Origin of the sequence: Streptomyces niger, assembly GCF_000718305.1 — a bacterium.
GTDB classification, from domain to species: Bacteria; Actinomycetota; Actinomycetes; order Streptomycetales; family Streptomycetaceae; genus Streptomyces; species Streptomyces niger.
The window spans coordinates 146,177-158,122 of the sequence record NZ_JOFQ01000012.1 but is presented as its reverse complement, the minus strand read 5'-3'; the positions used below and the strand labels follow the sequence as shown (position 1 = coordinate 158,122).

Sequence of the window (11,946 nt, the reverse complement as noted above, 5' to 3'; positions counted from 1 at the left end):
ACCTTAGCCGCGCGGCGCCGCGGGCTCGCGCGGGCCGCTCATCCCTGGTCACCGCCGGCGACGGGCAGCACCGACGCGGTGATGTACGAGGCTTCGTCGGAGGCCAGGAAGCAGATGGCGGCGGCCTGCTCGTCGAGGGTCCCGTACCGCTTGAGCAGCGAGAATTCCACCGTCTGGTCGACGATCTGCTGGTACCAGGCGCGTTCCTGCGCGTCGGTGGCGGCCGGGCCGCGGGCGACCCGGCGGGGCGGCGCGTCGGTGCCGCCGGGCGCGGTGGCGACGACGCGGATGCCGTACGGGGCGGCCTCCAGGGCCAGCGCGGAGGTGATGCCGTTGACGCCGCCCTTGGCCGCGGCGTACGGGACGCGGTTGACGCCGCGGGTGGCGACCGAGGAGACGTTCACGACGGTGCCGGCGCGCCGGGCGATGAGGTGCGGGAGAGCTGCGCGGCAGGTCCACAGCGTCGGGAAGAGGGAGCGCTGCACTTCGGCCTGGATCTGCTCCGGGGTGTAGTGCTCGTAGGGCTTGGCCCAGATGGTGCCGCCGACGTTGTTGACCAGGATGTCGATGCGGCCGCCGAGCGCCCGGTGGGCCTCGGTCACGGCCGCTTCGGCGCCCGTGTACTGCTCCAGGTCGGCGGTGATCCCGTATGCGGTGGCACCGCCCTCGACCAGCTCCGTCGCCACCTCGTGTACGAGTTCCGCGCGGTCCACGAGCGCGACCTCGGCGCCCTCGGCGGCCATCCGGCGGGCGACGCACTCGCCGATGCCCTGTGCCGCCCCGGTGATGACGGCCTTCTTGCCGGCGAACCGGCCGGGGAAGTGCGTCATCGGGCGGCGCCGACGAGGTCACCGGCTCCGGTGGGAGCGAACTTCTCGTGGTGGAGATTGGCGGGTGTGACGCCCTGTCGCCGGAAGTGTTCGCGTACGCCCTCGACCATGGGCGGCGGTCCGCAGACGTACACGTCCACGTCGCCGTCGTGGAGGTGCTTCGGCTCCAGCCGCTCGGTCACGTACTCCCTGACGCAGGTGTCGTAGGTGAATCCGGGGATCACCGCGGCGTAATCGGCGAGCGTCTCCAGGCGGACCAGGTCCTCGTCGGAGGAGACGCCGTAGATCAGGTGGACCGGGTGGGACGGCGGCTCGGTGGTCATCTTCTCCAGCATGGACAGCATCGGCGCCAGCCCGGTGCCGCCGGCCAGCAGCAGCGCGGGCCGCCGGATCTCGCGCAGGTAGAAGCTGCCCATGGGGCCGGTGAATTCGAGGCGGTCGCCGACCTGGGCGCGGTCCCGCAGATAGCTCGACATCGCGCCGTCCTCGGTGAGGCGGACGAGGAAGGAGCCCAGGCCCTCGGCGGGTCCGTTGCTGAACGAGTACGACCGGGTGACGTCCGTGCCGGGCACGGCGACGTTGACGTACTGGCCGGGGAGGAAGGCCAGCGCGTCGCGGTCGTCGAGTTCGAGCGTGCAGCCGACGGTCGTCGCGGACAGCCGCTCCAGCCCGACAAGGGTGGCCTGATGCCTGACGGCTGCCGTCTTCGCGGCGTCCGACGTGGTGGGGATGCGGAGCACCAGATCGCTCCGCGGGGTCATCTGGCAGGGCAGCGCGTACCCCTGCGCGGCCTCCTCGTCGGTCAGCGCCTCCTCGATGTAGTCGCCGGCGTCGTAACTGCCGCTCTCGCAGCGGGACTTGCAGGTGCCGCAGGCGCCGTCGCGGCAGTCGAGGGGGATGTTGATGCGGGCCTTGTACGAGGCGTCGGCGACGGTCTCGTCCGGTCCGCAGGTGACGAACCGCGTGATGCCGTCCTCGAAGGCCAGGGCGACCTGATAACTGCTCATGGTGAACTCACTTCGGGGGGAAGGGCGTTGTGATCAGATGTGGTAGATGTCGACCACGTGATGAATGCAGTCGTTCTTCAGAACGACCTTCTTCTTCCTGATCAGTGGGGTCTCGCCCGAGAAGTCGATGGTGTAGAACGACGTCCCGAAGTACGGGTCGATGTTCTGGTAGCGGTAGTACAGCGTGTGCCAGTTGAAGCGGATGTCGATCTCGGCGCCGCGGCGCTCGACGACCTCCACGTTGGCGATGTGGTGGCCGGTGCGCGGCTCGGGGAGGCTGGTCGCGCTGGAGCGGTCCGTGCGGATGCGGAAGACCCGGTCCTCCAGGCCGCCGCGGTTGGCGTAGTAGATGAGGGAGATCTCGGTCCGGGGGTCGCGGGTGAGCTCGTCGTCGTCGGCCCAGGCCGGCATCCAGAATTCGACGTCCGGGTGGTAGCACTCCAGCCACTTCTCGAATTCGCGGTCGTCGAGGTGGCGGGCCTCCCGGTAGAGGAACTGGCGGATGTCCTCGACCGTGACGTCTGTGGTGGTCGTCATGGCGTCGCTCCGTCCTCGGCGGCCACCGCGCCGCGCATGGTCTCCAGCCAGTACCCGTGCTGGATCGGGTAGAGGGTCTCGTCCTCGGTGCGCGCGCCGCTGGCGATCGGGTTGATGCCGAGTTTCTTCGCGTCCTCGTCCGGGCCCTCGATCTTGTGGGCGACGCCGCGGCTGAGGTCGTTCCAGGGGGCGGCGCCGGCCAGGTAGGTCTTCTGGCAGGAGCGGAACTCCTCCAGGTCGTCCGGGGTGGCCATGCCGGAGGCGTTGAAGAAGTCCTCGTACTGGCGGATGCGGTTGGCGCGGGCCTCGGCGCTCTCGCCCTTGGGGGCGATGCAGTAGATGGTGACCTCGGTCCTGTCCACGGCGAGCGGGCGGAAGTGCCGGATCTGGGAGCTGAACTGGTCCATCAGGTAGACGTTCGGGTACAGGCAGAGATTGCGCGAATACTCGATCATCCAGTCGGCCTTGACCTCGCCGAACTCCTCGACCAGTTCGTCCCGGCGCTCGTTGAGGGAGCGGTTGGACGGGTCCTCCCACCGGGTCCACAGCAGCAGGTGGCCGTGTGCGAAGGAGTAGTAGCCGCCCTTCTGGCGGGCCCAGCTGCCGGCGTCCATGTTCTTGGTGTCGTTGGCGGACTCGCCGGAGGTGCGGCGCGCGGTGGTGGCCGCGTAGTTCCAGTGGGTGGCGGAGACGTGGTAGCCGTCGGCGCCGTTCTCCGCCTGGACCTTCCAGTTGCCGTCGTAGGTGTAGGTCGAGGAGCCGCGCAGCACCTCCAGGCCCTCCGGCGACTGGTCCACGATCATGTCGATGATCTTGGTGGCCTCGCCGAGGTGCTCGGTGAGCGGCAGCACGTCCGGGTTGAGGCTGCCGAAGAGGAAGCCGCGGTAGTTCTCGAAGCGGGGGACCTTGGTGAGGTCGTGCGAGCCGTCCTTGTTGAACTGCTCGGGGTAGCCGGCGCCGCGGCCGTCCTTGACCTTCAGCAGCTTGCCGGAGTTGTTGAACGTCCAGCCGTGGAACGGGCAGGTGAAGGTGGTGCGGTTGTCCGTCTTGCGGCGGCAGAGCATCGCGCCGCGGTGGCTGCACGCGTTGATCAACGCGTGCAGTTCGCCGTCCTTGCTCCGCGAGATCACCACGGGCTGGCGGCCGATGTACGTCGTGACGTAGTCGCCGATCTCCGGGATCTGCGTCTCGTGGGCGAGATAGACCCAGTTGCCCTCGAAGATGTACTTCATCTCCAGCTCGAAGATCTCCTCGTCGGTGAAGATCTTCCGCCGGGCCCGGTGGATTCCGTTCTCCTCGTCCTCCACCAGGGCGTCGTCCAGGATCGCCCGGGTGGTGACCGACGTCTGCGTCATGGTCCCTCCAAACCTGCGCCCGGTGCCCCGTCGTCCCGTCGGGGGCTCTCACGGCCGCTTGTCAGCACCATGGCAGCGGGGTGACGACGCCACCCCGGGCATTCCCCCAGGGTTGACCCAGGGCCCTATTCAGATTCCTTGCATATCAATAGACGGGAAAAGAGTATTTCTCTCGTCTGAGAGCCGCTGCCTACGATGAGCCGCAGCCGGCGGCAAGGAAGCCAAGGAGGCCCCCATGGAACTGCGCCACCTGCGCTATTTCGTCGCCGTCGCCGAGACCCGGCACTTCGGCCGCGCCGCGGAGAACCTGCACATGGCACAGCCCCCGCTGTCCCAGGCGATCCGGCAGCTGGAGGCGGATCTCGGGGTCGAGCTCTTCACCCGCACCACCCGCCAGGTGGCCCTGACCGGGGCCGGCGAGGTCTTCCGTACCGACGCGGTACGCATCCTGCAGTCGGTCGACGAGGCCACCACCCGCGTGCGCCGCTTCGCGAAGGGCGCGGAGGGAATCCTGCGGCTGGGTCTCACCGGGACCGCCTGCTACCGGCAGCTCCCGGAGATCGCCCGGCTGGTCAAGGAGGAGATGCCCGGGGTGGCGCTGGAGATCCACACCGAACTGCTGACCCCGGCGCAGGAGCTGGCCCTCACCGAGAACCGTCTCGACGTGGGCATGCTCCGGCCGCCGGTCCGCCAGGAGGGCATCGCCTGCCGGGAGGTCGCCCGGGAGCCGCTGGTGCTGGCGGTCCCCGAGGACCACTGGCTGAGCGACGCGGAGGCCGCCGAGGTCGGCCAGCTGCGCCACGAGAACTTCATCATGTACGCGGTCAACTCCCGGTCCGTCGTCAACGACGCCGTCACCCGGAGCTGCCTCGCGGCGGGCTACTACCCGCACTGCGCACACGATGTCACCGAGACCTCGACCGCGCTGGCGCTCGTCGCCGCCGGCCTGGGGATCGCCCTGCTCCCCGACTCCGTCCGCTCGGTCTCCCGGGACGGCGTCGTCTTCAAGCCCGTCCGGGACGCGGAGACCGTCGGACTCGCCCTCGCCTGGCGCGAGAACGACGCCTCTCCCCTGCTGGAGAAGCTGATCGGCGTCCTGGAGACGCACGGCGTGTTCGTCCCGGACCCGGCCGCCGGGGACCACTGAAAGCCACCGCATCCGATCCGGCCCCCGAGGACGGATGACAGCCACCGCAGACGAGGACCGATGAAGATCACCGACATCGAGGCGATCCCCTTCGCCATCCCCTACAAGAAGCCGCTGAGGTTCGCCAGCGGCGAGGTCCACACGGCCGAACACGTCCTCGTCCGCGTGCACACCGACGACGGCCTGGTGGGTGTCGCCGAGGCGCCCCCGCGCCCCTTCACCTACGGCGAGACCCAGGACTCCATCGTCGCCGTCCTCGACAAGATCTTCGCGCCGCAGCTCACCGGCCTGGCCCCGACCGCACGCGAGGCGGTCCACCACCGCCTGAACCGCACGGTCGGCAACCCCACCGCCAAGTCGGCCGTCGACATGGCCCTGTGGGACATCATCGGCCAGTCCGTCGGGCTGCCGGTCACCGAACTGCTCGGCGGCTTCACCGACCGGATGCGGGTCTCGCACATGGTCGGCTTCGCACCGCCGGAGCAGATGGTCGACGAGGCCCGGCGCTTCCGCGACACGTACGGCATCACCACCTTCAAGGTGAAGGTCGGCCGCCGCCCCTTCCAGCTCGACGTCGAAGCCTGCCGCGCGCTGCGCGAGGGCCTGGGCAACGACGTCGAGCTGTACATCGACGGCAACCGCGGCTGGACCGCCGCGGAGTCGGCCCGCGCCCTGCGCGCGATGGACGGACTCGACCTGACGCTGGCCGAGGAGCTCTGTCCGGCCGACGACGTGCTCGGCCGTCGCCGGCTGGTCGCGCACACCGACATACCGTTCGTCGCCGACGAGAGCGCCACCCGCCCCGGCGAGGTGACCCGCGAGCTGCTGGGCGGTTCCGCGACCGCCATCAGCATCAAGACGGCCCGTACCGGCTTCACGTACTCCCAGCGCGTCCACCACCTGTGCGAGGGCCTGGGCGTCGAGGCGGTGATGGGCAATCAGATCGACGGGCAGATCGGCACGTTGTGCACCGCCGCCTTCGGATCGGCGTACGAGCTGACGTCCCGCCGGGCCGGCGAGCTGTCCAACTTCCTCGACATGAGCGACGACCTCCTGGCCGAACCGCTGCGGATCGAGGACGGCACGCTGCGGGTCCGCGAGGGCGCGGGCCTGGGACTCGTACTCGACCCGGAAAAGCTGGCCCGGTACCGGCAGGACACCTGAACGACCAGAGGAGCGACATCATGACCGACACCACCCAGGCCACCGCCGCCGCGTCCGGCGCCTCGGCGACCGAGGCCTTCCGCGCCAAGCAGCGCTCCGAGGCCGCCGTCAGCCAGGAGCGCGTCTCCACCCTTGCCACCGAGGTCATCACCGCGGTGCACGACGTCATCCGCCGCCACAAGGTGACCTACGCCGAGTACGACGCACTGAAGGCGTGGCTCATCGGCGTCGGCCAGGACGGCGAGTGGCCGCTCTTCCTCGACGTGTGGATCGAGCACGTCGTCGAGGAGGTCGCCAACGAGAACCGGCAGGGCAGCAAGGGCACCATCGAGGGCCCGTACTACGTCCCGGAGTCGCCGCGGCACGAGGCGGAGGCGACGCTGCCGATGCGCGCGGACGAGCCCGGCACCCCGCTGCTCTTCCAGGGCCAGGTCCGCGCCGTGGACGGTACGCCGCTGGCGGGCGCGCACGTGGAGATGTGGCACGCCGACGACGACGGGCTGTACTCGCAGTACGCACCGAACCTGCCGGAGTGGAACCTGCGCGGCACCGTCGTCGCCGACGCGCAGGGCAACTTCAAGATCCACACGATCCAGCCGGCGCCGTACCAGATCCCCACCGACGGCTCCTGCGGCAAGCTGATCGCCGCGGCCGGCTGGCACGCCTGGCGCCCCGCGCACCTGCACCTGAAGGTGTCGGCGCCCGGCCACCAGCTGATCACCACGCAGCTGTACTTCCAGGGCGGCAGCCACGTCGAGGACGACATCGCCCAGGCCGTGAAGCCCGAACTGATCCTGGACCCGAAGCCCGCGACGAGCGGGAAGGGCAACGAGGTCACCTACGACTTCGTCCTCGACCCGGTGGAGGCCTGAGCAAGCATGCTGTTCGCAGTGAAGATGGACGTCGACCTCCCCGCCGACCTGGACCCCGAGGTCAAGGCCGACACGATCGCCCGTGAGAAGGCGTACTCCCAGGAGCTGCAGAAGTCCGGGAAGTGGCCGCACATCTGGCGGTGCGTCGGCCAGTACGCCAACCTCAGCGTCTTCGACGTGGAGTCCAACGACGAGCTGCACGACATCCTCTGGGGCCTGCCGCTCTTCCCGTACATGTCCATCGAGGTGACGCCGCTGGCGGTGCACCCCTCCGACATCAACGCCTGACGGAGGAGAGCATGGACAAGGTCGTGGCGTCCGCCGCCGAAGCGGTGGCGGACGTGCCGGACGGCGCCTCCTTCGCCGTCGGCGGTTTCGGGCTCAGCGGCGTCCCCGACGTGCTGATCCAGGCCGTGTACGAGACGGGCGCGAGCGGTCTGCGCGTGGTCTCCAACAACTGCGGCGTGGACGGCGGCGGGTTGGGCATCTGGCTCGGCGCCGGCCGGATCGCCCACGTCACCGGCTCCTACGTCGGCGCCAACAAGGAGTTCGCGCGGCAGTACCTCGCGGGCGAACTGGAGCTGGAGCTGACCCCGCAGGGCACGCTCGCCGAGCGGCTGCGGGCCGGCGGCTGCGGCATCCCGGCGTTCTACACCCCGGCCGGGGTGGGCACGGACGTCGCGGACGGCGGGATGCCACTGCGGTACGGGCCGGATGGCGGCGTGGCGAAGGCGTCGCCGCCCAAGGAGGTACGCGAGTTCGATGGCGTGCCGTACGTGATGGAGCGCGGGATCACCACCGACTTCGCGCTCGTCCGAGCGGCGAAGGGCGACCGGCACGGGAACCTCGTGTTCCACAAGGCGGCGCGCAACTTCAACCCGCTCGCGGCGATGGCCGGCAAGGTCACCGTCGCGGAGGTGGAGGAGCTGGTCGAGCCGGGCGTGCTGGACCCGGACGAGGTGCAGCTGCCGGGCGTGTTCGTCCAGCGGGTGGTCGAGCTGACGCCCGCTCAGGCGGCGGACAAGAAGGTGGAGCGGCGGACGGTCGCCGCGCCGCCGAAGGGCGAAGGGACGGTGCGCGCCTGATGGCCTGGGCCAGGGAAGAGATGGCAGCGCGGGCCGCGGGCGAGCTGCGCGACGGCGACTACGTGAACCTGGGCATCGGGCTGCCCACGCTGGTGCCCAGCTATCTGCCCGAGGGCGTGGACGTGGTGCTGCAGTCCGAGAACGGGCTGCTCGGCGTCGGCCCGTACCCGGCCGAGGACGAGGTCGATCCGGACCTGATCAACGCGGGCAAGGAGACCGTCACGGTGCTGCCGGGCGCGGCGTTCTTCGACTCCGCGCTCTCCTTCGGCATGATCCGCGGCGGCCACATCGACACCGCGATCCTCGGCGCCATGCAGGTCTCCGCGCGCGGCGACCTGGCGAACTGGATGATCCCGGGAAAGATGGTCAAGGGCATGGGCGGCGCGATGGACCTCGTGCACGGCGCCCGCCGGGTGGTCGTGGTGATGGACCACACCGCCAAGGACGGCAGCCCGAAGATCGTCGAGAGCTGCTCGCTGCCGCTGACCGGCAAGGGCTGTGTGCACCGGATCATCACCGACCTCGGCGTCCTGGACGTCGCCGAGGACGGGCTCGTCCTGGTGGAGACCGCCCCCGAGGTGTCCGCCGAGGATCTGCTCGCGCGCACCGCGGCCCCCGTGCGGATCCCCGCCGCACGCGGCTGACCCGCCGTCCCGCCGGCCGGACTCCCGGACAGCCGTCCGGCCGGCGGGAGCGCTGCCCGGCCGGTGCGGGCATCCGGTCCCGTACGCGCCCCGCCGGGTGCCCGGCTCATGCGGCGCGCGACGGGACCCCGCACCGGCCACGGGCGTCCGGATCCGTCGGACGCCCGGCGGCGGTGGCGCGGGCAGGCCGCTCCGTCCTGTCCGCGCCCCGCCGTCCCCCCGTACGTTCCGCAGGAGACCCCGTGACCCGCACCGCTCCCCCACTGCCGCACCACCGCCTGGACGGCCCCGCGGACGCGCCGCCGCTCGTGCTCGGCCCGTCCCTGGGCACCTCGCTCGCCGTGTGGGAACCGCACCTGGCCGAACTGACCCGCACCCACCGGGTGCTCCGGTTCGACCTGCCCGGGCACGGCGCCACCCCCGTCGGCGTGCTCCCCGACCCGGCACCCGGCGCCACCACCGTCGCCCACCTCGCCCGGCTGGTCCTGGACCTGGCCGCGCACCACGGCTGGCACGCCTTCCACTACGCCGGGATCTCGCTGGGCGGGGCGATCGGCGCGCACCTGGCCGTGCACCACACCGACCGGCTCGCCTCGCTCGCGATGATCTGTTCCTCGGCCCGCTTCGGCGAACCGGCCGGCTGGCGGGAACGGGCCGCCACGGTGCGCGCGCACGGTACGGCGGCGGTGCTGCAGGCGACGCCGGGGCGCTGGTTCGCCGATCCCGGCACCGCCGCGGGACCGCGCGGCACGGCGCTGCTCGGCGACCTCTCGGCCGCCGACCGGGCCGGGTACGCCGCCTGCTGCGACGCGCTGGCCGGCTACGACGTACGGTCCGCGCTGTGGTCGGTCACGGCTCGCACCCTCGTGATCGCCGGGCGCCAGGACCCGGCGACGCCGCCCGCGCACGCCCGGGAGATCGCCGACGGGGTGCCGGGCGCCGCGCTCGTGGAGGTCACGGGCGCCGCCCATCTGGCGGGGGTGGAGCGGCCGGACGCGGTGGACGCGGCGCTGCGGGTGCATCTGGACGCGGCGACCGCGGGCCGCTGAACCGCCGTACGCCCGCGCGGCCGGCTGCCGTCAGACGGCCTCGCCGCGTGCCGGGGCCGGCGTCGCCGCCTGTTCCTGCCGGGGTACCGGAAAGCCGCCGGGCGGGCCCGCGAGGACCTTCCCCAGGCGCTGTCCCGGCAGCTCGACCAGCCGGTGCGCGAGCATGCCGAGCGGCAGCAGCAGCGCGAGGTAGGCGGCCACGAGCAGGGGCGTGTCGTGCTGCTGCCACGGCACGGCCAGGTCGCAGACCTCCAGGACGAGCGGGTGCAGGAGGTAGAGGGAGTAGCTGATCACGCCGCAGAAGGCGAGCCAGCGCGGTACGCGGTGGCGCCGCAGGGCCATCGCCGTACCGAACGTGAGCAGCGCGAGCCCGACCGTGAACGCCCAGATCCGCACGGCCGCCTGTGGGGTGGCGCCGCCGGTGACCGCGTCACCGCGGGTACCGATGTGCAGCGCCGCCGAGAGGACGCAGGCCGCGAGCACGGCGCCCGCGACGGCCGTCCCCGCTGCCCTGCTCAGCTGCCCGCGCTCCATCCGGTACAGCACGGTCCCCGTGAACATCAGGGACAGCAGCGCGAGCCCCTGCCAGGGCGGGATGCGGCCGTTGCAGAGGACCAGCACGGCCGCCAGCCCGCCCCCGAGCAGCGCGCCGGCCCGGCACCACGGGGCCCGGCCCGAGGCCACGGCGCACAGCGCGGCGGCCGCCCCGAGCGCGGTCGCCGCGATCACCGGTGCGCCGCCCAGGCCGCGGGTCAGCGCGGCGGCCGGCAGCAGGCCGCCGGCCGCGACGCCGAGCGCGGCCAGGCCGAGGGCCATCGGCGCGGAGCGGCGGTGCTGCCGGAGCGCGAAGAGCGCCACGACGAGGAAGTAGAACGCCATCTCGTAGGAGAGGGTCCACAGCACGTTGAGCGCGTTGGGCACCCCGAGGAGGTCCTGCAGCATCGTCCCGTGCGCGAGCAGCACGCCCAGCGCATCGCGCTCCGCCAGCCCCTCGCGCAGCTGTCCCGGGCCCCACCGGGCGAGCAGCGCCGTGGCCGCGAGCGCCACGATCAGCAGCGGGTAGAGGCGGCAGATCCGGCCCACCCAGAACCGCCGCAACGAACCGCGCCGCTCCAGGGAGGCGGGGATGATGTACCCGCTGACCAGGAAGAAGACGATGACGCCGTACGTGCCGGGGTTGAACCAGCGCAGCACGGTGGCGGAGAGCTCCGGGAGGTAGCGCGGCGCCGCGTGGTGCAGCGCGACCATCAGCGCGCCGATACCCCGCAGCGCGTCCAGCCACGCGAGTCTGCGGTCGGGTCCGCCGCCCACGCCCGGCAGATCGGGCACGTGTGCCGGGCGGGACGATCGGGTCGACATCAGCCACAGCGCCTCACTCATCGTCACACCGTACGTACGCGGCGTAGCCTTCGCATGTCGGACTGACGCCGTATCAGTCGTACGGGTCATCGAGGGTGCTCCGGGCCGCCCGTCGCGCAGCGGGCGGGCCTGCCTACACTGGGCCGACCAGTGGACCGCAGCCGAGGAGCCAGCCGCATGACCGCCGTTCACCCGTCGGCCCGTACCGCAGGCCGGCAGCGCGACGCGGCGCGGACCCGGGCGGAGATTTTGAAGGTCGCGACGGAGGAGTTCGCGCGGCAGGGGTACACGGGCGCCCGGGTGGACGAGATCGCGGCCCGCATCCACACCACGAAGCGGATGATCTACTACTACTTCGGCAGCAAGGAGCAGCTGTTCACGGCCGTGCTGGAGGAGGCGTACGCGGTCATCCGGCAGCAGGAACAGCAGTTGGACGTCGAGCATCTGGATCCTGCCGCGGCGATCCGGCGGCTGGCCGAGCTGACCTTCGACCATCACGAGGCGCACCCGGACTTCATCCGCCTGGTGAGCATCGAGAACATCCACGAGGCGGAGCACATCGCCGCCTCGGAGACGATCGGCCGGCTCAACTCCCCGGCCATCGAGGTGATCGGCCGGATCCTCGAAGAGGGCTACGCGCAGGGCGTGTTCACGACGGAGGTGGACGCGGTCGACCTGCACGCGATGATCAGCTCGTTCTGCTTCTTCCGGGTCTCCAACCGGCACACCTTCGGCGCGCTCTTCGAGCGGGACCTGACGGCCGTGGACCGGCGGGAGCACTACCGCACGATGCTCGGCGACATGGTGCTCGGCTATCTGACGGGGCCCGCCGCGGGCTGAGCCGCACGGCCGCGTGCGGGCGGGAATTGTTTCGGCGAGATGTCTTGACAGTGTCCT

Annotated in this window: 13 protein-coding genes; 8 read left to right on the top strand and 5 right to left on the bottom strand. The window is 71.4% G+C overall.

The window, feature by feature from the left end; genetic code table 11:
- Positions 1-38 precede the first annotated feature (38 nt).
- From IF20_RS23795 to benA, 4 genes are read right to left on the bottom strand one after another with little or no spacing between them, the layout of a single operon-like run.
- Positions 39-830 carry a 1,6-dihydroxycyclohexa-2,4-diene-1-carboxylate dehydrogenase gene (locus IF20_RS23795; protein WP_052867311.1) on the bottom strand — a complete coding sequence of 264 codons (792 nt, stop codon included), beginning with the start codon at positions 828-830 and terminating at the stop codon, positions 39-41.
- The gene (benC, locus tag IF20_RS23790) at positions 827-1,837 is read right to left on the bottom strand and encodes a benzoate 1,2-dioxygenase electron transfer component BenC (RefSeq protein ID WP_052867310.1); all 1,011 of its coding nucleotides are present in this window, start codon (positions 1,835-1,837) and stop codon (positions 827-829) included. Before benC ends, IF20_RS23795 begins: the two co-directional genes overlap by 4 nt.
- A gap of 33 nt (positions 1,838-1,870) precedes the next feature.
- Complete coding sequence (benB, locus tag IF20_RS23785) at positions 1,871-2,374, bottom strand: benzoate 1,2-dioxygenase small subunit (RefSeq protein ID WP_052867309.1); 504 nt, start codon at positions 2,372-2,374, stop codon at positions 1,871-1,873.
- Positions 2,371-3,729: a benzoate 1,2-dioxygenase large subunit gene (gene benA, locus IF20_RS23780; RefSeq protein WP_052867308.1), complete on the bottom strand. Its 1,359-nt coding sequence runs from the start codon at positions 3,727-3,729 to the stop codon at positions 2,371-2,373. The genes benB and benA overlap by 4 nt, the downstream gene beginning before the upstream one ends.
- A gap of 235 nt (positions 3,730-3,964) precedes the next feature.
- Here benA and IF20_RS23775 point away from each other — a divergent pair, with 235 nt between their 5' ends.
- From IF20_RS23775 to IF20_RS23745, 7 genes are all read left to right on the top strand, one after another.
- Positions 3,965-4,876 carry a LysR substrate-binding domain-containing protein gene (locus IF20_RS23775; RefSeq protein WP_052867307.1) on the top strand — a complete coding sequence of 304 codons (912 nt, stop codon included), beginning with the start codon at positions 3,965-3,967 and terminating at the stop codon, positions 4,874-4,876.
- Positions 4,877-4,936: 60 nt separating this feature from the next.
- On the top strand, positions 4,937-6,040 hold the full coding sequence (locus IF20_RS23770; RefSeq protein ID WP_052867306.1) for a mandelate racemase/muconate lactonizing enzyme family protein: 1,104 nt from the start codon (positions 4,937-4,939) through the stop codon (positions 6,038-6,040).
- 20 nt (positions 6,041-6,060) lie between these two features.
- Positions 6,061-6,912: a catechol 1,2-dioxygenase gene (gene catA, locus IF20_RS23765; RefSeq protein ID WP_052867305.1), complete on the top strand. Its 852-nt coding sequence runs from the start codon at positions 6,061-6,063 to the stop codon at positions 6,910-6,912.
- Between the two features lie 6 nt (positions 6,913-6,918).
- Positions 6,919-7,200, top strand: a complete 282-nt coding sequence (gene catC / locus IF20_RS23760; protein WP_052867304.1) for a muconolactone Delta-isomerase — start codon at positions 6,919-6,921, stop codon at positions 7,198-7,200.
- Positions 7,201-7,211: 11 nt separating this feature from the next.
- The gene (locus IF20_RS23755; RefSeq protein ID WP_052867303.1) at positions 7,212-7,997 is read left to right on the top strand and encodes a CoA transferase subunit A; all 786 of its coding nucleotides are present in this window, start codon (positions 7,212-7,214) and stop codon (positions 7,995-7,997) included.
- On the top strand, positions 7,997-8,641 hold the full coding sequence (locus tag IF20_RS23750; protein ID WP_052867302.1) for a CoA transferase subunit B: 645 nt from the start codon (positions 7,997-7,999) through the stop codon (positions 8,639-8,641). Before IF20_RS23755 ends, IF20_RS23750 begins: the two co-directional genes overlap by 1 nt.
- Before the next feature lie 242 nt (positions 8,642-8,883).
- Positions 8,884-9,690, top strand: coding sequence for an alpha/beta fold hydrolase (locus IF20_RS23745; RefSeq protein ID WP_052867301.1), 807 nt, complete (start codon positions 8,884-8,886; stop codon positions 9,688-9,690).
- A 30-nt stretch (positions 9,691-9,720) separates the two neighbouring features.
- Here the strand turns inward: IF20_RS23745 and IF20_RS23740 are convergent, their stop codons facing one another.
- Positions 9,721-11,070 (bottom strand): acyltransferase family protein, encoded by a 1,350-nt coding sequence (locus tag IF20_RS23740; RefSeq protein ID WP_199896717.1) that lies wholly within the window; start codon positions 11,068-11,070, stop codon positions 9,721-9,723.
- A gap of 156 nt (positions 11,071-11,226) precedes the next feature.
- On the opposite strand from IF20_RS23740, the gene IF20_RS23735 reads away from it, so the two are divergent.
- Complete coding sequence (locus tag IF20_RS23735; protein ID WP_052867300.1) at positions 11,227-11,889, top strand: TetR/AcrR family transcriptional regulator; 663 nt, start codon at positions 11,227-11,229, stop codon at positions 11,887-11,889.
- The last annotated feature ends 57 nt before the right edge of the window (positions 11,890-11,946 follow it).